Below are 25620 nucleotides of genomic sequence, written 5' to 3'. Positions count from 1 at the left end.
AATGAATGCCGAGTCTTTGTCAGTAGTCCTTGCAGGCGGCGGGACAGCCGGGCACATCAGTCCGCTGCTGGCCATCGCGGCCGCGTTGCGGGACGTGCGTCCGGACGTTCGCCTCCTGGCCGTGGGAACGCCCGGCGGAATGGAAACCAGGCTGGTCCCCGCGGCCGGCCTCGAGCTGGCCACCATCAGCCGCGTACCGTTTCCCCGCCGACCGTCGCTGGATCTCCTGCGGCTGCCGGCACGGCTGGCCGGCGCTGTGAAGCAGGCCGGAAAGATCCTCGACGACGCCCATGCGGACGTCCTGGTCGGCGTCGGCGGTTACGTCTGTACCCCGCTGTACCTCGCCGCACGGCGGCGAAGAATTCCCATTGTCATCCACGAAGCCAACACCAGGGCCGGCCTGGCAAACAAAGTGGGTGCCCGGTTCAGCCAGCACGTCGGCGTCGCCTTCGCCGGGACGAAGCTGCGCGGGGCCCGCCACGTCGGCATGCCGATGCGCAGGGAAGTGTCCGGGCTGGATCGCGCTGGTTCCCGGCACGCTGCACGTGAGCTGCTGGGACTGGACCAGCAGATGCCCGCGCTTATTGTCACCGGCGGCTCATCCGGGGCGCAGAGCATCAATAGGACGATTGCCGCGTCCGTGGAAGCACTGGCCAGCGCCGGGATCCAGACCCTGCACATCACCGGAAAGGGCAAGTCGGTCCTTGACGGTGAAGGCAAACCCCTCGCCGCAAACGGCTACCGCCAGGTGGAGTATGTCGACGGGATGGAGAACGTCTATGCGGCCGCCGACCTGCTGCTGGGTCGGGCAGGAGCGGCCACGGTCTGCGAGACCGCTGCCGTGGGCGTCCCGGCCGTGTTCGTTCCGCTCCCGATCGGCAACGGCGAACAGGCCCTCAACGCTGCCGGTCCGGTGGAAGCGGGCGGGGCGCTGATGGTTGACGATGAATCGTTCACGCCTGAATGGGTCAGCAGGGAAATCATCCCGCTGCTCTCAGATCCTGCCCGGCTGGCGAAAATGGCGGCCAGCTCTGAAGCCCTCGGTATCCGAAACGCAGATCGCCGCATGGCCGATCTGGTCCTGGAAGCGGTAAGCAAATGACCACGTCCACAGCAGGCACGGCCGGGCAGAGCCTGGAATCTTTGGGCCGCGTGCATTTCATCGGCATTGGCGGGGTGGGAATGTCCGCAGTGGCCCGGATCATGGTTGCCCGCGGCGTGCCGGTGACGGGCTCCGACGCGAAAGACCTTCCGGTCATGGCAGACCTTGCTGCCGCCGGCGCAGGGATCCACGTCGGCTATTCCGCGGGCAATCTGGGCGCGGCAGAGGCCGTGGTGGCCGGCTCCGCCATCCGCGCGGACAACCCGGAACTCCAGGCCGCGCGTGCCGCCGGTCTGCCCGTGCTGCACCGCTCGGAGGCGCTGGCGGCGGCCATGGCGGGCGACCGCGTGGTCACTGTGGCCGGCACCCACGGGAAGTCCACAACGACGTCCATGGTCACGGTGTTGCTGCAGGGTGCCGGCCTTGATCCCACCTTTGCCATCGGGGCCAACGTCCCTTCCCTCGGGGTGAACGCCGCCAGCGGCACGTCGGACATCTTTGTTGCCGAGGCCGACGAATCCGACGGGTCTTTCCTCAACTACCGTCCGCAGATTGCGGTTGTCACCAACGTGGAACCTGACCACCTTGACTACTACGGCACCGCCGAAGCGGTCTACGAGTCCTTCGACCGCTTCACGGAACTGCTACCGGCCGACGGCGTTCTGGTGGCCTGTGCCGATGATCCCGGCGCCCGCGCGCTGGCGGAGCGGACAAAGGCACGGGGCAACACCAGGGTGATGACGTACGGCACTGCTGAAGACGCACAGCTGCGGCTGCACGACGGCGGTCCAGGAGACGTGTCGGTGTCCACCGGCGCGGGAAGGTTTGCGCTGGACCTCCAGGTTCCCGGACGCCACAATGCGCTCAACGCTGCGGCAGCATTTGCCGTGGCCCTGGAACTTGGCGTGGCACCCGACACGGCATCCGCCGCCCTGGCACATTTCTCCGGAGCTTCACGCCGCTTTGAGTTCAAGGGAGAAGGCCGGGGAGTACGGGTTTACGACGACTACGCGCACCACCCGACGGAAGTCCGGGCAGCGCTGGCTGCGGCACGTTCCGTGGCCGGGGACCATAAGGTGCACGTGCTTTTCCAGCCCCACCTCTTTTCCCGCACAAGGGAGTTTGCGGCGGAGTTCGCCGAGGCGCTCAACGCCGCTGACACCGCCTTGGTCCTGGACATCTATCCGGCCCGCGAGGATCCGATTCCCGGGGTCAGCAGCAAGCTGATCGGTGACCGGCTTTCGGAGGCCGGCCAGCTGGTGGCCGCCGAAGACGCCGTCCGGGCCGTCGTGGCCAACGCGGCCGCCGGGGACATTGTGCTGACGGCCGGAGCGGGCGACGTCACGGCCTACGGTCCGCTGATTGTGGAGGCACTGCTGGCGGAGGCGCCGGGTGGCTAGTACGCGCCGGCCGACCTATAAGACCGGGTCGACTGCCACCCAGGGAAAGGCCACCCAGGAAAAGACCGGCCCGGTCAGCGGACGCGCGGACGTCATCTCCGCCTCCAAGGCCGCACCCGCGGCTGAAGGAGCCCCCCGTCCCACCCCCGCCACCGATAACGTGCTGTCTTTCCCGGAGCCCAAGGGCAGGCAGATCCGGCGAAATATCATCCTGGCCGCGTGCATTGTTGCGGCGCTGGTGGCGGGGATGCTGGCGGCAGCCGTCTACTCGCCGGTGTTCGCCGTGCAGACGGTCTCGGTGGACGGCACCAAAATGCTGACTCCTTCGCAGGTCCAGGAGGCGCTGAAGCCGTTGCACGGCAAACCGTTGCCGCAGGTGAATGACGACGAGGTCAAGCAGCTGCTGCAGCCCCTCGTCCAGGTGAAGGAAGTGGCCACGGAGGCGCGGCCACCGTCGGTTTTGGTGGTGCATATCCAGGAACGCACACCCGTCGCCCTGGTGAAGCAGGGGGACGTGTTCCAGCTGGTCGACGTCGACGGCGTGCAGCTCGGCACAACCCAGGACCCGGGCAGCATCCAGCTGCCGGTGATCGACGGCGGAGCCGGAGTGATCGGCAAGGATCTTTTCAAGGCCATCACGGGCGTGCTGGCCGCCCTGCCCGCCGATGTACTCGCCAGGTTGTCCGATGCGTCGGCGAAATCCGTTGACGCCGTCGAACTCAAGCTTGTGGACGGCCAGACCATCGTCTGGGGCAATGCGGGGGAGAAGGAGCTCAAAGCCAAGGTGCTGGCCGCCCTGCTGAAGGCGCCCGCCAACCCCAAAAACCCCGTTCAGGTCTACGATGTCAGCGTGCCGCGGCATCCCGTGACACGATAGTGGGCGAGCCCCCGGGACAACACCGGGACGAACATTCAGCCGCGCCGGGGAACCAGCGCACCGGCTGCGTGGTCGCAGGCGATTTCCGCTCTATTTAGCGGGTATTCCTACGACACGCGGAGCAGGTCATTGAATGTCTCAGGCATAGGAAATAGCGTCACAGCATGAGTTACTTGACATAACTATAACCCTCAAGTCGAAGGTTAAGGTTAGAAGCTTCAAGCAGGACTCCATCAGTTTTCGCAATAGGACACGAACAAGGGACACGTAACGTGGCAGCTCCGCAGAATTACTTGGCCGTCATCAAGGTCGTCGGCATCGGCGGCGGTGGCGTGAACGCAGTCAACCGCATGATCGAAGTCGGTCTCCGCGGTGTCGAATTCATCGCAATTAACACCGATGCCCAGGCTCTGCTCATGAGCGACGCCGACGTCAAACTTGACGTGGGCCGCGAGCTGACGCGTGGTCTCGGGGCCGGTGCAAACCCGGAGGTCGGCAAGCAGGCGGCCGAGGACCACGCCGACGAGATCGAAGAGGTCATCCGCGGCGCGGACATGGTCTTCGTGACTGCCGGCGAGGGCGGCGGCACCGGCACCGGCGGTGCCCCCGTGGTTGCCCGCATCGCGCGCTCGCTCGGCGCCCTCACCATTGGCGTCGTCACGCGTCCGTTCACCTTTGAGGGCCGCCGTCGTGCAGGTTCCGCCGAGGCGGGCATTGACGCCCTCCGCGACGAGGTCGACACCCTGATCGTGATCCCCAACGACCGCCTCCTGTCAATCAGCGACCGCAATGTCTCCGTACTGGACGCCTTCCGCTCCGCCGACCAGGTCCTGCTGTCCGGTGTCCAGGGCATCACCGACCTGATCACCACCCCGGGCCTGATCAACCTTGACTTCGCGGACGTCAAGTCCGTGATGCAGGGTGCCGGTTCCGCCCTTATGGGCATCGGTTCGGCCCGTGGTGAGGACCGCGCCGTCAAGGCCGCGGAACTCGCCATCGCATCGCCCCTCCTCGAAGCCTCGATTGACGGCGCCCACGGCGTCCTGCTGTCCATCCAGGGCGGCTCTGACCTCGGGCTCTTCGAGATCAACGAGGCGGCGCGCCTGGTGCAGGAAGTTGCCCACCCGGAAGCCAACATCATCTTCGGCGCCGTCATCGATGACGCCCTTGGCGACGAGGCCCGCGTGACAGTCATCGCAGCAGGCTTTGACGACGTCAAAGCCACCTCACCGTCGATGGACCAGTCCCAGCCGCAGGCGGCTCCCCAGCGTCCGGCCGCGCCCGCCTCGGCTCCTGCACCTGCGCAGGCACCGGCACAGCACGTCCAGCCGGTCCACGCCGGCATCGGCGCTTCGGGCCTGAGCAACTGGGGTCAGCAGCGTCCCTCGGCGGTCCCCGCCGACTCGGGGTTCGACGTCGACCTTCCTTCCGTTGTGGAGCCGGACCTGTCCGGCAGCCGCTCGGACGACCTGGATGTCCCCGACTTCCTCAAGTAGGCGTTGCGGGGACGTTTTGTCAGCTCGTCAGTTAGCGGTGTTTTGATTGTTTTGGTGGCGAAACGAAGTCCGGCCCGGCGTCTGGGTGGCATTCACTGACGCCGGGGCCGGCAACCTCGCCCTCCATGTGGGAGACGATCCGGCCGAAGTCCTTCGCCGGCGAGGTCTCCTGGAGGCCGAAATCGGCCTGCCCGCGGGTACCTTCCAGTACATGAACCAGGTTCACGGCAACGAAGTGGCCTATATCGGTGAAGCGACGGACAGCCCCGCGCGCGGCGGCCCCACCGCGGACGCCATGGTGTCCTCCGGCCGCCCGCTCGCCGTCATGGTGGCGGACTGCATCCCGGTGGTCCTGGCCGGGGTGGCACCAGGGGGAAATCCGATCCTGGCTGTGGCCCACGCAGGCCGCCCCGGTGTGGCCAGCGGCGTCATTCCGGCAACCCTGGCGCGCATGCGCGCCGAGGGGGCGGAGGACATCCGGGCCTGGATTGGGCCCTCAATCTGCGGATCCTGCTACGAAGTGCCTGAAGACATGAGGGCCGATGTGGCCTCGGCTGTTCCGGCGACCTGGTCAATAACATCCCGGGGCACCCCCGGGCTTGACCTTCCGGCCGGAGCGCGCAGCCAGCTTGAGGCCCACGGTGTCACCGTGGAGTATTCCGGACCCTGCACCCTCGAAAACGAAGATCTGTTCTCCTACCGCGCGAACCCGGACACGGGCCGGTTCGCCGGATTGGTGTGGATCAGTGAGTGAACCCTTCGACGTGACGGCACCTGATGACCCCCGCCTGATCGATATCCAGGCGCGCCTTGCTGCAGTCCGGCGCAGGATTGCGACCGCGACGGAAGCTGCGGGCCGTCCGGACAACCCGCCGGAGCTGATCGTTGTCACCAAGTTCCACCCTGCCGAGGATGTGCGCAGGCTGGCAGCATTGGGTGTCACCGATGTGGGGGAGAACCGTGACCAGGAGGCCTCCGAGAAGGCTGCCGCCCTGAGTGATCTTGGACTCCGGTGGCACTTCGTCGGTCAGCTGCAGAGCAACAAAGCGAAGTCCGTCGTCCGGTATGCCCATGCCATCCATTCCGTGGACCGGCCGCAACTGGCAGCTGCCTTGGCCAAGTCGATTGCCACGGAACAGGAACGGACCGGCAGGTCCCCGCTTGAGTGCTTTATCCAAGTAAGCCTCGACGATGACGCCGGAAGCCACCGGGGCGGTGCCAGCCGGCTGGAAGTTCCCGCGCTGGCGGACCAGTTGGCTGGATCGCCGGGGCTTGTTCTAGCCGGCGTCATGGCCGTTGCTCCCCTGGGATCGGACCCTGATGCGGCCTTCGGCAAGCTGGCGGAAATATCGGCCCAGCTGCTCAAGGACCACCCTTCGGCTACGGGGATTTCCGCCGGCATGAGCCAGGATCTGGAAGCCGCCATCAGAGCGGGTGCGACACACCTGAGAATAGGGTCGGATATATTGGGTTCGCGTCCTGCGTTGCGGTAGCGTCAAAGTATTGGAAGAGAATGGCGGGGATTCCAATGCTGTCAAGTCAACTCAGCGGCCCGCTTACGGACACGATTAGGAGTCGACCATGGCTGGCGCTCTGCGCAAGACAATGATCTATCTTGGGCTCGCCGATGGCGATGAACACTACGAGTCTGAGCACCACACACCGCACAAGGACGAGGACGATTCAATGGAGCATGACCGCGAGGAACGCCGGGCGCCGGCGCCCGTCCGCGAGGTCGCCCGTGAAACTCCGACTCCACACGCCGCCGAAGAGGAATATCGCGCACCTGTGACACCTATCAAGCGCGCGGCCTCGAGCCGCGAAGAGACCACCGGACTTCGCCAGATCACCACGATCCACCCGCGGTCCTACAATGACGCCAAACTGATCGGCGAAAGCTTCCGTGACGGAATCCCCGTCATCATGAACGTCACGGACATGGGCGAAGCCGATGCCAAACGCCTGGTCGACTTCTCCGCAGGGCTGGTCTTCGGCCTCCGCGGCAGCATCGAGCGGGTCACCAACAAGGTGTTCCTGCTCTCGCCGTCGTACGTGGAGGTCATCGGCGACGACAAGAAGGTCAGCGAGACACAGGCCAGCTTCTTCAACCAGAGCTAGCAGCGGGACCCGAACGGATGCCAGGCAGGCGACCTGTCTGGCATCTGTGCTGAAATAGATAAGAACGGCAACAGGACACTGCGGTATCCGGAATGAACATGGAGATATGAGTTAGCTCATGGGAATTGTTTTCGGACTTGTCTATATCGCTTTATTATTCGTATTTGTGGCATTGATCATCCGACTGGTCTACGACTGGGTACAGATGTTTGCCCGTGAATGGAGGCCAAGGGGCGCCGCTCTGGTGGCGGCCCACACTGTCTACTCCGTCACGGATCCGCCGCTCAAGGTGCTGAGGCGCCTTATACCGCCCTTGCGACTGGGCGGTATATCGCTGGATCTCGGCTTTTTGCTGTTGTTCATCGCTATCAGCGTGGCTATGGCAATCGTGAAGAATCTCGCGTAATTTTCATTACAGCTTGCGGCGCACTGACAGGGCGGGAAACCGCCATCCACGGCATCGCGTAGAATCTCCGGTTTGACACCTCAGTGTTGAATTAGAGGAACCAGACCATATTTAGGTACCGTAGTTTTGACGGCCGGAAGGCCTACTGACTAACTAGACCAACGAGGTGACCAGATGGCTTTGACGCCAGAAGACGTTGTCAACAAGCGCTTTCAGCCGACCAAGTTCCGCGAAGGCTACGACCAGGACGAAGTTGACGACTTCCTGGACGAAATCGTCGTCGAACTGCGCCGCCTGAACCAAGAGAACGACGAGCTTCGCAAGAAGCTCGCCGAGAGCGGCTCAGGCACGCCCGCCAGCTCCGCAGCAGCGGCGCCGGTGGTGGAGAAGGTCCCCGCCCCGGTCAAGGCTGAAAAGGACGAGTCCCGGGCCAAGGCGGAAGCCGAGGCCAAGGCTGCTGAAGCCAAGAAGAAGGCTCCCGAGCCGGCAACGGCACTCGCTCCGGTTCCCGCCGCGGCTGCCCCCGCTGCGGTCAACCCGACGGCGGAGTCCGCCGCCGGTCTGCTGGCCATGGCGCAGCAGATGCACGACAAGCACGTCGCCGACGGCCAGCAGCAGAAGGACAAGATCATCGCCGAGGCGCAGATCGAAGCCAGCAGCCTGGTCAACGACGCGCAGGAAAAGTCCCGCAAGATCCTCGGTGCCCTGGAGCAGCAGCGGTCCGTCCTGGAACGCAAGGTGGAGCAGCTGCGCGGTTTCGAGCGCGACTACCGTTCACGCCTGAAGGCCTACATCGAAGGCCAGCTCCGCGACCTGGACGCCCGCGGTTCCGTGGCTGCGCCCGAGGTTGGCGACGGCAGCCCCGCCGTTTAGCAAGTATTCTGAAAGCCGGTGGCTGAGGACTCCTCGGCCGCCGGCTTTTGCCATTAACCGCCACCCGTGCGGCACATGGCGGGCACCAGCAACCTCCCTCCTGTCCCGGTACAGGCTCTTGAATGAAAGCTCTATGACTGACGAAACAGCACCTGCCGCAGCGCAGCCAGCAACGACTCAAGCCCGGCCGCGTAAGGCGGTCCTGCTGGCGCTCTTCGCCGGCTTCGCTGTTTTCGCCTACGTCTTCGACCAGCTCACCAAGCTCTGGGTGACAAGCACCATGGTGGAGGGAGAACGTATCCCAGTGCTCCCCCCGGTGCTGCACTGGTACTACATCCGTAACTCCGGAGCAGCCTTCTCGATTGGCGAGAACGTGACGTGGGTCTTCACCATCATCATGGCCGCCGTGTCGATTGCCATTCTCCTGCAGCTGCGCAAACTGGGTTCGGCATGGTGGGCCCTGGCTTTGGGCCTGCTTCTTGGCGGCGCCCTGGGGAACCTCACTGACCGCCTGTTCCGGGAACCGTCGTTCGCCATGGGGCACGTGGTGGACTTCATCCAGCTGCCGAATTTCGCCATTTTCAATATCGCCGATTCGGCTGTTGTCTCCGCCGTCGTCATCATCTGCCTGCTGACGCTGCGGGGCATATCCCTTGACGGTTCACGGCTCCAGAAGTCGGCGGAGGGCCAGGATGCCTGAGAAACTTACCGTTCCCGAGGAACTTGCCGGCACGCGCGTCGATGCGGGCCTTGCCAGGCTGATGGGGATATCCCGATCGCAGGCGGCAACCCTGATCGCCGAGGGCAACGTCAGCTCCGGGGGAAAGGCCGTGGGCAAGTCCCTGAAGCTCGCCTCCGGCACCGTGCTGGAGGTTGTGGTCCCCGAACGGCGGGACCCCCTGGAAGTCGTGGAGGAAGTTGTGGAAGGCCTGAAAGTACTCTTGGACGACGAGGACTTCGTGGTCATCGACAAGCCAGTGGGCGTGGCCGCTCACCCGTCCCCGGGATGGGTAGGGCCCACAGTGGTGGGGGGACTGGCCGGGCTGGGTTACCGGATCTCGACGTCGGGGGCCCCCGAACGTGCGGGCATTGTGCACCGCCTCGACGTCGGCACCTCCGGCGCCATGGTGGTCGCCAAATCGGAACGCGCCTATACGGCGCTCAAGCGTGCCTTCAAGGAGCGCACCGTGGACAAGGTGTACCACGCGGTGGTCCAGGGGCTGCCGGATCCCCTCGCGGGTACGATCGACGCGCCAATCGGCCGCCACCCGGGCCACGACTGGCGCTTCGCCGTCATTGAAGACGGCCGCGAGTCCGTCACCCACTACGAAGTCCTTGAGGCCTTCGGCAAGGCTTCCCTCGTTGAGGTGCACCTTGAAACCGGCCGGACCCACCAGATCCGTGTCCACTTCTCCGCCCTGCGCCACCCCTGCGCGGGCGACCTGACCTACGGGGCGGATCCGCGGCTCGCCGCGACGCTTGGCCTGACCAGGCAATGGCTCCACGCCCGCCAGCTTGGGTTCGACAGCCCCAGGACGGGGGAGCGCGTGACGGTGACCAGCGATTACCCTCAGGATCTTGCATACGCGCTCGAAGTTCTGGCCTCCGGGGAGGCCTAAGCCGGAACTGTCGCTGCGCGGCACTAGAATGGTCCGGTGACTTCCAGCAATGACTCGTTCGTCCACCTGCACACCCATACCGAATACTCCATGCTGGATGGGGCGGCCCGCCTGGGGGAGTTGTTCGACGAAACCGAACGCCTGGGGATGCCCGCCCTGGCCACAACCGACCACGGCTATCTTTTCGGTGCCTTCGATTTCTGGCGCAAGGCCACCGACAAGGGCATCAAGCCGATCATCGGCGTCGAAGCCTATGTGACTCCCGGGACCGCCCGTGGTGACAAGAGCCGCGTCCGGTGGGGCGAGGAAAACCAGCGTAAGGACGACGTCTCCGGCGGTGGTTCCTACACGCACATGACCCTGCTGAGCTACAACAACGTGGGCATGCGTAACCTGTTCCGGGCCTCGTCGATCGCGTCGCTGGACTCGGTCTTCGGCAAATGGCCCCGGCTGGACCGTGAGCTGCTGAACACCTACTCGGAAGGGCTTATCGCCACCACCGGCTGCCCGTCGGGAGAGGTCCAGACCCGGCTCCGGCTGGGACAGTACCGTGAAGCACTGGAGGCAGCGGCGGAGTTCCGCGACATCTTCGGCGCGGAGAACTACTTCTGCGAACTGATGGACCACGGCCTGGACATCGAGCGGCGGGTCACCGGCGACCTGCTGCGCCTGGCCAAGGACCTGAACCTTCCGCTGGTGGCCACCAACGACCTTCACTACACGCACGAGCACGACGCGAAGGCACATGAGGCCCTGCTGGCCATCCAGTCCGGTTCCACCCTCCTGGAGCCCACCTACGACAACGGCGGTTCCCGGTTCGCGTTCTCCGGCAGCGGCTACTACCTGAAGTCGCCGCAGGAAATGCGTGAACTGTTCCGCGACCACCCCGAGGCCTGCGACAACACCCTCCTGATCGCCGAGCGCTGCGAAGTCTCCTTCAACACCGGCGCTAACTACATGCCGCGGTTCCCGTGCCCCGAGGGGGAGGACGAGACGTCCTGGCTCGTCAAGGAAGTCGACAAGGGACTCCATTACCGCTATCCACAGGGAATTCCGGACAAGGTCCGCAAGCAGGCCGACTACGAGTTGGAAGTCATTACATCGATGGGCTTCCCTGGCTACTTCCTCGTGGTGGCCGACTTCATCAACTGGGCCAAGAACAACGGCATTCGGGTGGGTCCCGGACGTGGCTCGGGTGCAGGCTCCATGGTCGCTTACGCCATGCGCATCACCGACCTGGATCCGCTCCACCACGGTCTGATCTTCGAACGCTTCCTCAACCCGGACCGCGTTTCCATGCCTGACTTCGACGTCGACTTCGATGACCGGCGCCGCTCCGAAGTCATTGACTACGTCACGCGAAAGTACGGTGACGAGCGTGTCGCCATGATCGTCACCTACGGAACCATCAAGACCAAGCAGGCATTGAAGGATTCCTCGCGCGTGCTGGGTTACCCGTTCAGCATGGGTGAAACGCTGACGAAGGCGCTGCCGCCGGCCGTGATGGCCAAAGACATTCCGCTGGCCGACATCCAGAACAAGGAAGCCAAGCGCTACAGCGAGGCCGGTGACTTCCGCCAGCTGATCAGCACCGACCCGGAGGCGGCCAAGGTCTTCGAAACGGCACTGGGCATTGAAGGCCTGAAACGACAGTGGGGCGTGCACGCCGCCGGCGTGATCATGTCCTCGGACCCCATCATCGACGTGATTCCGATCATGCGCCGTTTCCAGGACGGCCAGGTCATCACGCAGTTCGATTACCCGACGTCCGAAGGACTCGGCTTGATCAAGATGGACTTCCTGGGCCTTCGAAACCTGACGATCATTTCGGACGCCCTCGAAAACATCAAGATGAACCGCGGCATCGATCTCGACCTCGAAACCCTGGAGCTGGACGACACCGCGTCCTACGAGCTTCTGGCCCGGGGCGACACCCTGGGCGTATTCCAGCTCGACGGCGGCCCCATGCGGTCCCTCCTCAAGCTGATGAAGCCTGACAACTTCGAAGACATCTCCGCGGTCCTGGCCCTCTACCGGCCGGGTCCCATGGGCGCCAACGCACACACTGACTACGCGCTGCGCAAGAACAAGATCCAGGAGGTCATTCCGATCCACCCGGAGCTTGAGGAGCCGCTCTCGGAAATCCTGGGCGGTACCTACGGGCTGATCGTCTACCAGGAGCAGGTGATGGCCGTGGCGCAGAAGCTCGCCGGCTATTCCCTGGGCCAGGCAGACATCCTCCGCCGCGCCATGGGCAAGAAGAAGAAATCAGAGCTCGACAAGCAGTTCGCCGGCTTCTCCCAGGGCATGCAGGACAACGGCTACTCCATGGAAGCCGTGAAAACACTCTGGGACATCCTGCTCCCGTTCTCCGACTACGCCTTCAACAAGGCGCACTCGGCCGCGTATGGCGTGATCTCCTACTGGACCGCATACCTCAAAGCGCACTACGCGCCGGAGTACATGGCCGCACTGCTGACCTCCGTGGGCGATGACAAGGATAAGTCGGCGATCTACCTCAACGAATGCCGGCGCATGGGCATCACGGTACTGCCGCCCGACGTCAATGAGTCAGCCCTTAACTTCACCCCTGTGGGCAACGACATCCGCTTCGGCATGGGCGCTATCCGCAACGTCGGCGTGAACGCCGTGGAAGCCATGGTGGCGGCGCGCGAAAAAGAAGGCGCCTACACGTCCTTCAAGGACTACCTCATGAAGGTCCCTGCGGTGGTGTGCAACAAGCGCACCATTGAATCCTTGATCAAGGCGGGCGCGTTCGACTCCCTGAACCACCACCGGCGCGCGCTGGCCATGATCCATGAAGAAGCCATCGACTCCGTGATCACGCTCAAGCGCAACGAGGCGATCGGTCAGTTCGACCTCTTCGCCGGTTTCGACGAAGCCGAATCCGAGGCGTCCCTGAGCATCGAAATCCCGGACCTTCCCGAATGGGAGAAAAAGGACAAGCTCTCCTTCGAACGCGACATGCTGGGCCTCTACGTCTCGGACCACCCGCTCCAGGGCCTCGAAGGACTGCTGAGCCAGCACGCCGACCAGTCCATCACTTCAATCATCGCGGAGGACGGCCCGCACGACGGCGCCATCATCACCATTGCGGGCATGATCACCTCGCTCAGCCGGCGGATCGCGAAAGCCAGCGGCAATGCCTACGCCCGGGCGGAAATCGAGGACCTGGGCGGTTCCATGGAGGTCATGTTCTTCGGCCAGGTCTACGGTCCCATCGCGTCGGTTCTGGCCGAAGACCTGATCGTAGTGGTCAAGGGGCGGCTGCAGCGGCGCGACGACGGCGCCGTTACCCTGAACTGCATGGAGCTGTCAGTCCCGGACCTCAGCGAGGGGCTGAACGGGCCGTTGGTGATCACCATGCAGACGCACAAGGCCACCGAGGCCGTGGTGACGGAACTCGGAGACGTGCTGAGGACGCACCGGGGCAATTCGGAAGTCAGGCTGCACCTGCAGGGGGACACCAGGGTGGAAGTGATGGCGCTTCCGGTCCACCTGCGGGTCAACCCGAGTCCGTCACTCTTCGGCGACCTGAAGGTGCTCCTTGGACCGACCTGCCTGGACAGTTAGGTGCCCGGACGTTCCGTGACGCCGGTGCCGGGCACAGCGGTGATTTCCGGTGCCGGTCGGGGCTTCGGCGCCGCGCTGGCGGACGTCCTGACGGCTGAACAGTGGACGGTGTACGGCATCGTGCGTCCGGGGTTCGCAGCGGAAGCCAGGGTAGGCGGAAGTGTGAGGTTCCTGGAGTGGGACATTGCGCATTCGTGCCCGGAAGACGTGGCCGAGGTGCTTGCAGAAGCCAGCATCGACGTCGTGGTCAACAATGCGGCGGTGGGCAGCAGCCAGAAGACGCTGTCCTCAGTTGATTCAGGCTCCCTCGCACAGCTCCTGGACAACAACGTGGCGGGCGCCGTCAGGGTGACCCAAGCGTCCCTCGACGGACTGCTCCGGACGGGTCCAGGCGGTCGCAGGCCGCTGGTGGTCAACGTGTCATCCAGGCTGGGTTCCGCATCACTGCACGCGGAGGGCGCATTCGCCGGCTTCGGGACGAGCTATGGCTACCGGCTGAGCAAGGCCGCGCTCAACATGCTGACGCTGAGCCTGCATGAGGAATTTGGCGCGGAAATGGACGCATGGTCCGTCCATCCCGGGGCGCTAAAGACCGGAATGGGACGCCCAGGAGCGTCAAAGGAGCCCGCAGCGGCGGCCAGGGAGCTCCTGCACGAGTTCAACAAGCACCGCGGCACCGGCCCGCGGTTCTTCGAGCTGGGCTCGTCCGCGTCCCTGCCCTGGTAGCTCCCTAGATTTCGTAGTCGAGAGGCACGGGCTGGCTGTAGGCGCCCGAATGGTAGAGCAGCGGCGTGCCGTCCTCGCCCACCTGTCCTTCCACGACTTCCACCACAACAACCGCATTGTTCTCGAAGGAGAGGCGCATCTGGATTTTGCCGATCAGCCAGCCGGCCACGTCCTTGAGGATGGGCACTTCGTGCGGTCCGAGCTCCCAGTGGTCGCCCTCGAACCTGTTCTTGGTCCGGGCGAACCGGTCTGCCAGTTCCTGGTTGTCCAGCCCGAGCATGTGGACACCGATGTGTGTCGTGTTGGCGATGGCAGGCCATGAACTGGAACTGCGGGCCATGTTGAACGTAAAGCGCGGGGGCTGGGCGGACAAGGATGCGACGGAGGTAGCCGTGAATCCGTACGGGGTGCCGTTGTAGTTCACCGTGATAATTGCCACGCCGGCCGCATGCCGGCGGAACATCTCCTTGAACGTGCCTTCGAAGGCTGCGTTGTCTGAGGTCACTGTGATCTAACTCCCTGCTAAAAAATCGTGGTCGGGTCCTGCATGCCAGCGTAGGGGGCGCCCGAAGCTGTGGGTGACTTGGTTACCTGCCGCGTCATTTGTTGAGCGGCGGTGAACGTTTGTTAATGTTTGTTTCATGACACAGCCATCAGGCGCCGGCCCGGTCCCGCAAAATCCGAAGCATTCCGGGGAGGCCGGCATCCCGCCTGCCTATGGTGAACTTTACCGTGGCGACCGGCCCTCCTGGCGCGTCCCTGCGGTCATAGCCGCTGCCGGGGTACCGGTCGGCCTCCTGTGGTGGCTGTTGGCGCCGGGCGGGCTGAACCTATTGTCCGGCGATCCCTCCCTGGCCACCGGAACGAACGCTGAAGGCTGGCTTCCCCGGGACCTCGTGCTGGCAGGACTGTTCCTCTTGGCGGGCTGCATTACCGGATTCCTCCTGAACGGAAAACGCACCGGCGCCCCGGCGCCCGGGGCGGTCCTCCTCGCCGTCGTTGGCGGGGCGTTCGGCGCACTTATCGCCTGGCAAGCGGGGGTGCTGGCGGGGCAATGGTGGGGCCCTGCCGAAGATACCGCCCGGAACGCCAGCATCGCCTTCTCGCTCCGTGCCCTGGCCGTGCTGGCCATCTGGCCGGCGGCGGTGGCCATTGCGGTCTTTGTGGCAAACCTGGTCAGCCTCCTGGGTAAACCGCCGGCGCAGGACAGCTAGGTTCGCGGTCCCCGGGCAGCCGTCCTTCCCGGGCCGGACCAAACAGGGCCCAACTTAACAGGAAGCGAGGGTCCGCCGACGGCACGTAAAATAGGCGGGTGACCATTTCTCCGGACAGCCCCGTACAGACCACCGACCCGGCCATCAACTACCGCACCATTGACCTGCGCGGTCAGCGGCTCTCCCTCGCCGGACTCCGGTCGGCTGTGCCACGGGCCCGGCACCAGACCATGGCGGACGCCGAGCAGAAGGTCACCGAGATCATTACCGCGGTGCGCTCCCGGGGCTTTGCCGCCCTGAGTGAGTTCGCCAAAACGTTCGACGGCGTCGAGCAGGTACACCCGCGGGTGTCCGGCGCTGCGCTGCGGTCAGCGCTGGAGAACCTCGACCCGGCAGTGCGGGCCGCACTGGAAGAATCGATCAGTCGCGCACGCAAGTTCGCTGACAGCCAGCGGCCGGCAAATGTAGACGTCGAGCTGGGCGAAGGCGCCGTCGTAAGCCAGAACTGGGTTCCGGTTGGCCGGGTGGGGCTGTACGTGCCCGGCGGACTGGCGGTCTACCCGTCGTCGGTCATCATGAACGTCGTCCCGGCACTGGCGGCCGGCGTTGCCTCCATTGCCCTGGCTTCTCCTCCCCAGAAAGACTTCGGGGGACTCCCGCACCCCACCATCCTCGCCGCTGCGGCGCTGCTGGGCATTGATGAGGTGTACGCCATCGGCGGCGCGCAGGCCATCGCGGCCTTTGCCTACGGTGTTCCCGCGGACGACACGGAGGCAGCCCTTGACCCGGTGGACGTGGTGACCGGGCCCGGCAACATCTTCGTTGCCACCGCCAAACGGCTGGTCAAGGGCGTTGTCGGCATCGATTCCGAGGCAGGCACCACGGAAATCGCCATCCTTGCGGACAGCAGTGCCCGCCCGTCGCTGGTGGCGGCCGACCTCATCAGCCAGGCCGAACACGATCCGAAGGCGGCCTCGGTCCTCATTACCGACTCAGAGGATCTTGCCGGGGCCGTCCGCGGCGAGCTCTCCGCGCAGGCCGCCTTGACCAAGCATTCCGAACGTGTAAGGGAAGCCTTGTCCGGCCCTCAGTCCGGCGTGGTGCTCGTGGACGACCTCGAACAGGGAATCGCGGCCTGTGACGCCTACGCCGCTGAGCACCTTGAAATCATGACGGCGGACGCCCCGGCGGTGGCCGCCCGCATCCGCAACGCGGGAGCAATCTTCGTGGGGGACTACAGCCCCGTCAGCCTGGGGGACTACTGCGCAGGGTCCAACCACGTGCTGCCGACGAGCGGCACGGCCGCTTTCTCTTCCGGCCTCAACGTCACGACGTTCCTTCGCGCCATACAGGTGGTCAACTACAGCAAGACGGCCCTCGAGAAGGTCAGCGGGCACATCGTGAGCCTTGCAGGTGCCGAGGATTTGCCGGCCCACGGCGAGGCCGTGACGGCGCGCTTCGCGGGAACGGATTAACCACTACATGTAGTAATTACAGGCTTGTTATTCAGCTATATGTAGTCGTAAACTGGGATCGGACGAATGTATGCCAGGATCCAAGCCTGTGAGTTGACGTTCGGCCTGTTCAGCGCCGGCCAGGGGAAGGAAACAACGTGTATTGCCCGTTTTGCCGTAACCCTGATTCGCGCGTGGTGGACAGCCGCATGGCCGACGACGGTTCCGCCATCCGGCGTAGGCGGCAGTGTCCTGAATGCGGCCGCCGCTTCACTACCGTTGAGACCACCAGCCTCACTGTGATCAAGCGTTCCGGTGTCGGCGAGCCCTTCAGCCGGAGCAAGGTGATCAACGGCGTACGGAAGGCCTGCCAGGGACGGCCCGTGACCGAAGACGATCTTGCCATGCTGGCGCAGGAGGTCGAGGAAACAATCCGGGCGTCCGGCGCTGCGGAGATTGACGCCCACGAGGTGGGCCTCGCCATCCTCAGTCCGCTTCAAAAGCTGGACGAGGTCGCCTATCTTCGGTTCGCGAGCGTCTACCAGGCGTTCGAATCCCTGGAAGACTTTGAGACCGCTATCTCCATCCTTCGCCATGAAGCCGAAGTCGAAGCCAAGGCGGCCAAGGGCAAGAGCTCCGAAAAGAGCCCACTTTAGACTCCGGTGGTGGCAGCGGAGGGGAAGCCGACGCCACCACCGGCACCAAGCGCCCGTTATCGACGGGGGTCACCGGCCGCGGGCCACGGGAAGTAGGGCACGGTTTATGTAGCCGGCCTTGCCGGACAGGAGCTACACCACGCCACCACCGCCAGTGACCGTGGTGAGCGGCCGCACGGCTTCCTGGCAGGCATAAATCAGTAGTTCACCGGAACGGCGTATCCGGCCCGTTCCGTACGGAGGACGATGGTGGCGCCGATTCCACGGCTGGCCCCGGTGACGACGGCAACGTCCCCGCCTGAGTCAGTCATGGAACCGGCAGCCTGCCTACTTGGCCAGTTTGTGCGAGAGCGCGACCTCGATCGCGGCGCCCACAATGCCGGCGTCGTTCTTGAGCTCGGCCGGGACGATCTTCGTGCGCAGCTTCATGTGCGGCAGGTACTCGTCGGCCCGCTTGGAGATGCCGCCGCCGACGATGAAGAGCTCGGGGGAGAACAGGAATTCAACGTGGGAGAAGTATCGCTGGAGCAGCACACTGTACTCGGTCCAGCTCAGGCCGTCGCGTTCACGGGCCACGGCGGAAGCCTTGCTCTCGGCGTCAAAGCCGTCGATCTCGAGGTGTCCGAGTTCGGCGTTCGGGACCAGCTTGCCGTTGAAGATGAAGGCTGAGCCAATGCCCGTCCCAAGCGTAATCACGAGGACTGTCCCGGACACACCTGCACCTGCGCCGTACCTGGCTTCGGCAAGACCGGCTGCGTCGGCGTCGTTGATGACCTCCACGGGGCGGCCCAGGCGTTTGGTCAGCAGCGTGTCAATGTCCGTGTTGAGCCAGGACTTGTCGACGTTGGCCGCGGAATGAACCACGCCGTGCTGGATGATGCCTGGGAACGTGACACCTATCGGGGAGTCGGGGGACGGCGCGTCCGGCCGTGCATCAAGCTCAGCGACCACCGCGGCAACTGTTTCCGCGACCGACTCCGGCGTCGCGGGCTGCGGCGTCGGAACGCGGAAGCGGTCACCCACGAGTTTGCCCTTTTTGAGGTCGACAATGCCGCCCTTGATTCCGGTTCCGCCGATGTCGATTCCGATCAGCGGGGCGTTCTTGGTTGACTTGTCGTCCTTCTTGGCCAATGTGATTCCGTTCGTGGCTGTGGGCGGGCAAAGGGTTGTAGGCAAAGGTTCCGGCACGTACCGGGCGGGCAATCAGGGCAGGGTAAGGATTTCTGCGCCGGACTCGGTGACGAGCAGGGTGTGTTCGAACTGGGCGGTGCGCTTGCGGTCGCGCGTCACCACCGTCCAGTCATCGGCCCACATGTCCCACTCAACCGTACCGAGGGTCAGCATGGGTTCGATCGTGAACACCATGCCCGTTTCCATGACCGTGTTGTAAGCGGGAGCAGCATCATAATGCGGAATGATCAAGCCGGTGTGGAAAGCCTCGCCAACACCATGGCCCGTGAAATCCCGGACAACGCCGTAGCCGAAACGCTTGGCATACGACTGGATGGCGCGGCCGATGACGTTGATCTCACGTCCTGGGGCCACGGCCTTGATGGCACGGTTGAGGGATTCCTTGGTGCGCTCCACGAGGAGCCGGGACTCTTCGTCCACATCTCCCACGAGGAACGTGAAATTCGTATCCCCGTGAACGCCGCCAATGAAAGCGGTGATGTCGATGTTCAGGATGTCGCCGTCCTGGACCACCGTGCTGTCCGGTATTCCATGGCAGATCACTTCGTTCAGCGACGAGCACAACGACTTGGGGAAGCCCCGGTAACCCAGCGTCGACGGATACGCATTGTGATCCAGCAGGAATTCGTGGCCGATCTTGTCCAGCTGGTCCGTTGTTACGCCGGGTTCGATGTGCTTGCCGACTTCCACGATGGCCTGGGCCGCGATACGGCTGGCGATCCTGATTTTCTCAATGGTCTCGGCGGATTTCACCTCCGAGCCGGTGAACTTCTCCGGACCCGGCTTGCCGACGTATTCGGGCCGGGGAATTGACGCCGGGACCGGCAGCTGCGGGCTGACGGTTCCGGGGACCAGGGTGCCGGTGGGTGCAGTCGAGGCAAGAGAAGGCATAGATTGATCATATAAGCAGGCATAGAAGCCCATGTAACGGAAAGCCGGATCGGAACCCGATGAAGCCCTACGTTACGTGGATCACTTTCAGCGGGCGCGGAGCCTGCGTGATGCGAGGAGCAGCGATGACCGAGTACTGGTACAACGTCAAGACCCACGAGGTGGAAGAGGACGCCATGTCCGACTGGACCCAGCTGATCGGGCCGTACAAGACGCGCGCCGAGGCCGAGCATGCGCTGGAGAAGGTCAAGGCGCGCAACGAGTCATGGGAAAAGGGCGACGAGGACTAAGCCACGAACCGGGGGTGGCCCGGCCCGGGTCCGGCTAGAACGAATGCTCGGGGCCGGGGAACTGCCCCGTCCGGACGTCTTCACCGTAGGCCTTGGCCGCATTGCTCAGCGACGTGCGCAGGTCAGCGTATTGTTTGACGAATTTGGCCATTTTCCCGCCGCGCAGCCCAGCCATGTCCTGCCACACCAGGACCTGGCCTGTTGTGGTGTTACCCGCGCCAATGCCCACCGTCGGAACGGCAATGGCTGCATCAACGGCCGCGGCAGTGGCGGCAGGAACCATTTCCATCAGGACACTAAAGGCGCCCGCGTCGGCGAGTGCGACCGCGTCGTCGATCAGCCGTTGGGCGTCATCGCCCCGGCCCTGGACCCGGTAGCCGCCCAGGGAATGCTCGCTCTGCGGGGTGAAGCCGATGTGCGCCATCACCGGAATGCCGGCCTGGACCATGGCCCGGACGGTGTCCGCGTAGAACTTGCCGCCTTCAATCTTCACGGCATGGGCGAGTCCTTCCTTCAGGAAGCGGACTCCGGTGGCCACGGCCTGCTCTGCTGAAATCTCGTAGCTTCCGAACGGAAGGTCCGCAACCACAAGCGCCCGTTTGGCTGACCTCGCCACGGCACGGCACAGCGGAAGGAGCTCGTCCACGGTGACCGGAAGGCTGGTTTCGTTACCGAAGACGTTGTTGGACGCGGAGTCGCCCACGAGAAGCACCTCGATGCCCGCTTCGTCGAAGATCTCTGCCGTGTACTGTTCGTAGGCCGTGAGCATGGCAAAGTGCTCACCCTTGTCCTTGGCCTGCTGCAGGTGGTGGGTCCGGATTCGTGCCACGGGCTTTCTTGCGGTGTCCGACGGCGTTGCGGGCGCGTTGGCGGGACCGTTGCCGTAGGGAGCAGGTACTTCAGCGGACATGCTGGAATCGGAACTGTTGCTTGTGGCCATGGCTAGAGCGTAATGCGGTACTGTGCGTCCTAGCTACCGGACAGCCCGCCCCTTCCGGTGAATCGCGTCACAAAGCGACGTCCCGCCAGGGCCGGTCGCAACCCCTAAGTCCGGTGTTGCGTGCCGCTGTGCGTGTTAACGCTGTGTTACGCGGAGGTCCGGCTCCAACATTCGGCGGGAATGCTTAGTAAAGTGAATCGTGAGCTGCCGCCGGCTCTATGGAATACGGACCCGGGGCATCAAAATGTTGATCCGGAGAAGAGGCCATAATGGACCGCCAGCAAGAGTTTGTCCTGCGGACGATCGAAGAGCGCGACGTGCGGTTCGTGCGTCTGTGGTTCACGGACGTCGTGGGTTCACTCAAGTCTGTTGCGCTTGCTCCCGCCGAAGTCGAGGGTGCCTTCGAAGAAGGCCTGGGCTTCGATGGTTCTGCGATCGAGGGCTTGGCCCGCGTGTTCGAGTCGGACATGCTGGCGCAGCCGGACCCCTCGACGTTCCAGATCCTGCCGTGGCGCGGGGAAACTGAACAGACATCACGCATGTACTGCGACATTCTGACGCCCGACGGCGAGCCCTCCGCGGCGGACCCCCGGAACGTCCTGAAGCGCACCCTCGCCAAAGCGGCCGACATGGGCTTCACCTGCTACACCCACCCCGAGATCGAGTTCTACCTCCTGAAGTCGCAGGAGCCGGGACCAGACGGTTCCCCCGTCCCGGTCGACGAGGGCGGCTACTTCGACCACGTCCCCGGCGGCGTCGCACAGGATTTCCGGCGCACCGCCGTCACCATGCTCGAATCCGTGGGAATTTCCGTCGAGTTCAGCCACCACGAAGCCGGACCCGGCCAGAATGAGATCGACCTCCGCTACGCGGACGCGCTGCAGACGGCGGACAACATCATGACCTTCCGTACCGTCATCAAGGAAGTGGCCCTGCAGCAGGGCACCTACGCCACCTTTATGCCGAAGCCGTTCACAGCCCACCCGGGGTCCGGCATGCACACGCACTTCTCCCTTTTCGAAGGCGATACCAACGCCTTCTACGAAGCGGGTGCCGAATTCCAGCTGTCCAAGACGGCCAAACAGTTCATCGCAGGCATCCTCAAGCACGCCCCCGAATTCACGGCCGTGACCAATCAGTTCGTGAACTCGTACAAGCGGCTGTGGGGCGGCGGCGAAGCGCCCAGCTACCTGAGCTGGGGCCACAACAACCGCTCCGCGCTGGTACGCGTCCCGCTCTACAAGCCTGGCAAGGGCCAGTCGGCACGCATTGAATACCGCGGCATCGATTCCGCCGCCAACCCCTACCTCGCCTATGCTGTGCTGCTGGGCGCAGGGCTCAAGGGCATCGAAGAGGGCTATGAGATTCCCGCCGCCGCCGAGGACGACATCTGGTCGCTGAGTTCGGCCGAGCGCCGCGCCATGGGGCACGACCCTCTGCCTGCGAGCCTGCACGACGCCATCAGGGCCATGGAGGACTCCGAACTCATGCCGCAGATCCTGGGCGAGCAGGTCTTCGAGTACTTCCTGCGCAACAAGCGCGCCGAATGGCAGGACTACCGTCTCCAGGTGACGCCCTACGAGCTGCAGCGTAATCTCGGCATCCTGTAGGGGGCAGCGGTGAGCCTTGCCCGTCGCCTGATCTCCGCCGGTTTCAGTGATCTGGAAAAGGGGGAGCGGTTCCTGGCTGCCCGGGAACTGGAGGGGATCGACCAGGAGGCACTGTTCGCGGGCTTCCACCTGGCAGCCAACCCCGACACCGCGCTTCAGTCACTGGTACGGCTGATCGAAAAGCATCCCGACCTTCGGAAGCTGGCTGCTGCGGACATCGATACGAGCGAGCCGCTCTACCGGGTCCTGGGCGCCTCCGAGGCCCTGGGCGAGTTCCTGATCCGCCATCCGGAGCATCTTGACGCCTTTGACGTGGTGGCGAGCCCCGAACCGGTCGCGGCGGATGCCGGGGAGCTGAGGTCGCGGCTTCTGCGGTCCGTGCAGGCCGACCCTAAAGCGCGCAGGCCGGTGGCCGGATTGTCCGGTCCCGAAGCCTATGTGGCGCTTCGCACCGCCTACCGCAGGGGTGTGGTGGACCTGGCGGTCAAGGATCTGTGCGCCGCCGATCCGCTGGATTTCATGCCCGCCGCCGGCGCCGAACTGGCGGATCTCGCGGGCGCGGCCATCGAAGCGGCCCTGGCAGTGTCCCGCGCGGAAGCAGGCGGGCAGTTCGACGCGGCGGAGGTCGCCGACGTCGGGCTGGCCGTTATCGGCATGGGCAAATGCGGGGCGCGCGAACTCAACTACATCTCCGACGTCGACGTCATCTATGTGATCGAGGCTGACGGACTCGACGACGCCCGTGCCAACACCATTGGCACCGCCCTTGCCACCGGGATTTCGCGGGCCATCATGTCCATTGGCCGTGAACCCGGCCTGTGGGAGGTGGACGCCAATCTGCGGCCCGAGGGCAAATCGGGGCCGCTGGTGCGGACGCTGGCGTCGCATCAGAGCTACTACGCCCGCTGGGCCGAAAGCTGGGAGTTCCAGGCACTCCTGAAAGCGCGGACCATTGCCGGGGACGCGGAGCTGGGCGCCCGGTACGAGGAGGCCGTACTTCCACTGGTCTGGGGCTCGGCGAACCGTGAAGGGTTCGTGGAATCTGTGCAGGCCATGCGCCGGCGGGTCACGGACAACATACCCGTGGAGGAGGAACAACGCCAGATCAAACTGGGCCGCGGCGGCCTGCGGGACGTCGAATTCACGGTCCAGCTGCTGCAGCTGGTGCACGGCAAAGCCGATGAATCGCTCCGCCGCCGGGACACCACGTCGGCCATCGCCGCCCTCTCGGCCGGAGGCTACATCGGGCGGACCGACGCCGCGGAGTTCGACCATGCCTACCGGTACCTGAGGCTCCTGGAGCACCGGATCCAGCTCTTCCAGCTGCGCCGCACCCACTTGATGCCGGTGCGGGAAGAGGCACTGCGCGCACTCGCGAAGGCGGTACTGGGCCCGTTCGCCCGTGAACGCCCCCATCCCGATGCCCTCCTGGCGGCCTGGCAGAAGACCAAGCGTTCCGTCCGGGAACTGCACGAGCGAATCTTCTACCGCCCGCTGCTGAATACCGCCGCCAAGCTGAGCAGCGAAGAAGCGCGCCTGACACCGGAGGCCGCCCAAGGCCGCCTGGCCGCCCTCGGTTACTTGGATCCGCGCGGCGCTATGCGGCATATCGAGGCCCTCACCGCCGGCGTCAGCCGGCGTGCGGCGCTGCAACGCCAGCTCCTGCCCATTCTGCTCGGGTGGCTCGCCGACGGCGTGGATCCCGACGCCGGGCTGCTGGGTTTCCGCCGCGTCAGCGAGGCGCTGGGAACAACACACTGGTATCTGGGGATGCTGCGGGATTCGACGGCCGCCGCCGAGCGGCTGTGCCATGTGCTCTCCAACTCGAGACTGATGGCCGACCTCCTGGAGGTCTCCCCGGAATCGGTCGCCTGGCTGGGGACCGACAAGGACCTGGCCCCGCTGGAATTCGAAGCCCAGTGGCTGGAAATCACGTCAAAGATGTCGCGGCACGAGGATCCGGAAAGCGCCATGCGGCTTATCCGGCTGATCCGGCGCAGGGAGATCCTCAGGGTCGCCATTGCGGACAGCGCCGGCCTGCTGAACCAGGACCAGGTGGGCGCTGCCCTGGCGGACACGGACCGCGCAGCAGTGCTGGGAGCCCTCCGGGTGGCCGAGGGAATTGTGGCCGCGTCTGGTCCCCTGAAGACACGCGTCCTGGTGGTGGCCATGGGACGGCAGGGCGGTCGTGAAATCGGTTATGGCTCGGACGCGGACGTCATGTATGTCCACCGCGGCCTGCCGGGTGTCTCCGACGAAGAGGCCCAGAACCAGGCCGCGCAGATTGTGAACCACATTTCCAACCTGCTGACCCAGCCGCTCAAGCCCGCCATCCTGGCCGAGCGGGTGCTGATGGTGGATGCCGACCTGAGGCCCGAAGGCAAGAGCGGCGCCATGGTCCGTTCACTGGAGTCCTATGCTGAGTACTACCGCCGATGGTCGCTGGTCTGGGAAGCCCAGGCACTGCTGCGCGCATTGCCCATCGCCGGTGACGACGACCTCGCCGCGGACTTCGTTCAGCTGATCGACCCCATCCGCTATCCGGCGGAACTCTCGGAGAAGGACGTGCGGGAAATCCGACGCGTCAAGGCCAGGGTAGAAGCCGAACGGCTGCCCCGGGGCGCGGATCCGGCCCGGCACCTCAAGCTGGGCCGCGGCGGCCTGAGCGACGTCGAATGGCTCGTTCAACTGCTGCAGCTGCAACATGCGGGACAGCACCCGGAACTGCGGACCACGTCCACCGTGCCGGCCCTGGAAGCCGCGGCCTCCCTCGGACTCCTGGAGCGGGACGAAGCCGAACTCCTGCTCAAGGCCTGGCGGCTGGCGAGCCGCATCAGGTCGGCAAACGTGATTTGGACCGGCCGCGCGTCCGACCTGCTTCCCTCCTCCCGCAGGGACCTGGAAGCCGTGGCCCGCTGGTGCGGCTACCAGCCTGGTAACGCTGCGGCGCTCGAAGAAGACTACCTGCGGATCAGCAGGCAGGCCCGCGCGGTATTTGACCGCGTATTTTATGGCCAGTAGGCGGCCGTGAGGCCGGCTTCTCCGGGCTGATGCACAAATGCGGGTAGCCTCGAGGGGTACTTTGCCGGTCTTCGGGACCGGTTACCGCATTTACCTAGGAGTTGTATCAACTTGCCCGGACTCCAGCAGACCAAGGTCGCCA

Annotated in this window: 23 protein-coding genes; 19 read left to right on the top strand and 4 right to left on the bottom strand. The window is 64.7% G+C overall.

Features of this window, described 5'->3' with window-relative positions; all coding sequences use genetic code 11:
• The first annotated feature begins 1 nt into the window (after nucleotide 1).
• The 13 genes from murG (at nucleotide 2) to ACFVWT_RS17840 (ending at nucleotide 14211) form a co-directional block, all read left to right on the top strand.
• The gene (gene murG, locus ACFVWT_RS17900; protein WP_390250173.1) at nucleotides 2-1102 is read left to right on the top strand and encodes an undecaprenyldiphospho-muramoylpentapeptide beta-N-acetylglucosaminyltransferase; all 1101 of its coding nucleotides are present in this window, start codon (nucleotides 2-4) and stop codon (nucleotides 1100-1102) included.
• Entirely contained in the window at nucleotides 1099-2502 is a 1404-nt protein-coding gene (gene murC, locus ACFVWT_RS17895) for a UDP-N-acetylmuramate--L-alanine ligase (protein WP_390250171.1), read from the top strand. The genes murG and murC overlap by 4 nt, the downstream gene beginning before the upstream one ends.
• On the top strand, nucleotides 2495-3379 hold the full coding sequence (locus ACFVWT_RS17890; protein WP_390250169.1) for a cell division protein FtsQ/DivIB: 885 nt from the start codon (nucleotides 2495-2497) through the stop codon (nucleotides 3377-3379). Before murC ends, ACFVWT_RS17890 begins: the two co-directional genes overlap by 8 nt.
• A 272-nt stretch (nucleotides 3380-3651) precedes the next feature.
• A complete protein-coding gene (gene ftsZ / locus ACFVWT_RS17885) occupies nucleotides 3652-4875 on the top strand; it encodes a cell division protein FtsZ (RefSeq protein ID WP_390250167.1) in 1224 nt (407 codons plus the stop codon).
• A 46-nt stretch (nucleotides 4876-4921) separates the two neighbouring features.
• Nucleotides 4922-5629: a polyphenol oxidase family protein gene (locus ACFVWT_RS17880; RefSeq protein WP_390250165.1), complete on the top strand. Its 708-nt coding sequence runs from the start codon at nucleotides 4922-4924 to the stop codon at nucleotides 5627-5629.
• Nucleotides 5622-6368, top strand: coding sequence for a YggS family pyridoxal phosphate-dependent enzyme (locus ACFVWT_RS17875; protein WP_390250163.1), 747 nt, complete (start codon nucleotides 5622-5624; stop codon nucleotides 6366-6368). The genes ACFVWT_RS17880 and ACFVWT_RS17875 overlap by 8 nt, the downstream gene beginning before the upstream one ends.
• A gap of 88 nt (nucleotides 6369-6456) precedes the next feature.
• Nucleotides 6457-6993, top strand: coding sequence for a cell division protein SepF (locus tag ACFVWT_RS17870; protein ID WP_390250161.1), 537 nt, complete (start codon nucleotides 6457-6459; stop codon nucleotides 6991-6993).
• Between the two features lie 118 nt (nucleotides 6994-7111).
• Nucleotides 7112-7399, top strand: coding sequence for a YggT family protein (locus tag ACFVWT_RS17865; protein WP_043480470.1), 288 nt, complete (start codon nucleotides 7112-7114; stop codon nucleotides 7397-7399).
• Between the two features lie 174 nt (nucleotides 7400-7573).
• A complete protein-coding gene (locus ACFVWT_RS17860) occupies nucleotides 7574-8272 on the top strand; it encodes a DivIVA domain-containing protein (protein WP_390250159.1) in 699 nt (232 codons plus the stop codon).
• Nucleotides 8273-8405: 133 nt separating this feature from the next.
• Nucleotides 8406-8972, top strand: a complete 567-nt coding sequence (gene lspA, locus ACFVWT_RS17855; RefSeq protein WP_390250157.1) for a signal peptidase II — start codon at nucleotides 8406-8408, stop codon at nucleotides 8970-8972.
• Nucleotides 8965-9891 carry an RluA family pseudouridine synthase gene (locus ACFVWT_RS17850; RefSeq protein ID WP_390250155.1) on the top strand — a complete coding sequence of 309 codons (927 nt, stop codon included), beginning with the start codon at nucleotides 8965-8967 and terminating at the stop codon, nucleotides 9889-9891. The genes lspA and ACFVWT_RS17850 overlap by 8 nt, the downstream gene beginning before the upstream one ends.
• 36 nt (nucleotides 9892-9927) lie before the next feature.
• Nucleotides 9928-13485: a DNA polymerase III subunit alpha gene (dnaE, locus tag ACFVWT_RS17845; RefSeq protein ID WP_390250153.1), complete on the top strand. Its 3558-nt coding sequence runs from the start codon at nucleotides 9928-9930 to the stop codon at nucleotides 13483-13485.
• Nucleotides 13486-14211: an SDR family NAD(P)-dependent oxidoreductase gene (locus ACFVWT_RS17840; RefSeq protein WP_390250151.1), complete on the top strand. Its 726-nt coding sequence runs from the start codon at nucleotides 13486-13488 to the stop codon at nucleotides 14209-14211.
• 4 nt (nucleotides 14212-14215) lie between these two features.
• Here ACFVWT_RS17840 and ACFVWT_RS17835 read toward each other — a convergent pair whose 3' ends face one another.
• Entirely contained in the window at nucleotides 14216-14674 is a 459-nt protein-coding gene (locus ACFVWT_RS17835) for a flavin reductase family protein (RefSeq protein WP_390250297.1), read from the bottom strand.
• A 178-nt stretch (nucleotides 14675-14852) separates the two neighbouring features.
• Here ACFVWT_RS17835 and ACFVWT_RS17830 point away from each other — a divergent pair, with 178 nt between their 5' ends.
• The 3 genes from ACFVWT_RS17830 to nrdR all read left to right on the top strand — a co-directional run bounded on the left by ACFVWT_RS17830 (nucleotide 14853) and on the right by nrdR (nucleotide 17535).
• Nucleotides 14853-15425 carry a hypothetical protein gene (locus tag ACFVWT_RS17830; protein WP_390250149.1) on the top strand — a complete coding sequence of 191 codons (573 nt, stop codon included), beginning with the start codon at nucleotides 14853-14855 and terminating at the stop codon, nucleotides 15423-15425.
• Nucleotides 15426-15523: 98 nt separating this feature from the next.
• Complete coding sequence (hisD, locus tag ACFVWT_RS17825) at nucleotides 15524-16900, top strand: histidinol dehydrogenase (RefSeq protein WP_390250147.1); 1377 nt, start codon at nucleotides 15524-15526, stop codon at nucleotides 16898-16900.
• Nucleotides 16901-17037: 137 nt separating this feature from the next.
• A complete protein-coding gene (gene nrdR / locus ACFVWT_RS17820; RefSeq protein ID WP_390250145.1) occupies nucleotides 17038-17535 on the top strand; it encodes a transcriptional regulator NrdR in 498 nt (165 codons plus the stop codon).
• A 327-nt stretch (nucleotides 17536-17862) separates the two neighbouring features.
• Here the strand turns inward: nrdR and ppgK are convergent, their stop codons facing one another.
• Nucleotides 17863-18666 carry a polyphosphate--glucose phosphotransferase gene (gene ppgK, locus ACFVWT_RS17815; protein WP_390250143.1) on the bottom strand — a complete coding sequence of 268 codons (804 nt, stop codon included), beginning with the start codon at nucleotides 18664-18666 and terminating at the stop codon, nucleotides 17863-17865.
• 72 nt (nucleotides 18667-18738) lie between these two features.
• Nucleotides 18739-19617 carry a type I methionyl aminopeptidase gene (map, locus tag ACFVWT_RS17810; RefSeq protein WP_390250141.1) on the bottom strand — a complete coding sequence of 293 codons (879 nt, stop codon included), beginning with the start codon at nucleotides 19615-19617 and terminating at the stop codon, nucleotides 18739-18741.
• A 125-nt stretch (nucleotides 19618-19742) separates the two neighbouring features.
• On the opposite strand from map, the gene ACFVWT_RS17805 reads away from it, so the two are divergent.
• Nucleotides 19743-19907: an SPOR domain-containing protein gene (locus ACFVWT_RS17805; protein ID WP_144406352.1), complete on the top strand. Its 165-nt coding sequence runs from the start codon at nucleotides 19743-19745 to the stop codon at nucleotides 19905-19907.
• 34 nt (nucleotides 19908-19941) lie between these two features.
• On the opposite strand, the gene panB is transcribed toward ACFVWT_RS17805, so the two are convergent.
• Nucleotides 19942-20847 carry a 3-methyl-2-oxobutanoate hydroxymethyltransferase gene (gene panB, locus ACFVWT_RS17800; protein ID WP_390250139.1) on the bottom strand — a complete coding sequence of 302 codons (906 nt, stop codon included), beginning with the start codon at nucleotides 20845-20847 and terminating at the stop codon, nucleotides 19942-19944.
• A gap of 269 nt (nucleotides 20848-21116) precedes the next feature.
• Here panB and glnA point away from each other — a divergent pair, with 269 nt between their 5' ends.
• Both glnA and ACFVWT_RS17790 read left to right on the top strand, forming a co-directional pair.
• Entirely contained in the window at nucleotides 21117-22457 is a 1341-nt protein-coding gene (gene glnA / locus ACFVWT_RS17795) for a type I glutamate--ammonia ligase (RefSeq protein ID WP_011691452.1), read from the top strand.
• A 9-nt stretch (nucleotides 22458-22466) separates the two neighbouring features.
• Nucleotides 22467-25478: a bifunctional [glutamine synthetase] adenylyltransferase/[glutamine synthetase]-adenylyl-L-tyrosine phosphorylase gene (locus ACFVWT_RS17790; protein WP_390250137.1), complete on the top strand. Its 3012-nt coding sequence runs from the start codon at nucleotides 22467-22469 to the stop codon at nucleotides 25476-25478.
• The last annotated feature ends 142 nt before the right edge of the window (nucleotides 25479-25620 follow it).

The sequence above is a fragment of the Arthrobacter sp. NPDC058288 genome (assembly GCF_042880995.1).
GTDB lineage: Bacteria > Actinomycetota > Actinomycetes > Actinomycetales > Micrococcaceae > Arthrobacter.
The sequence above is the reverse complement of the archived record's forward strand: the minus strand, read 5'-3'. Positions and strand labels throughout refer to the sequence as shown.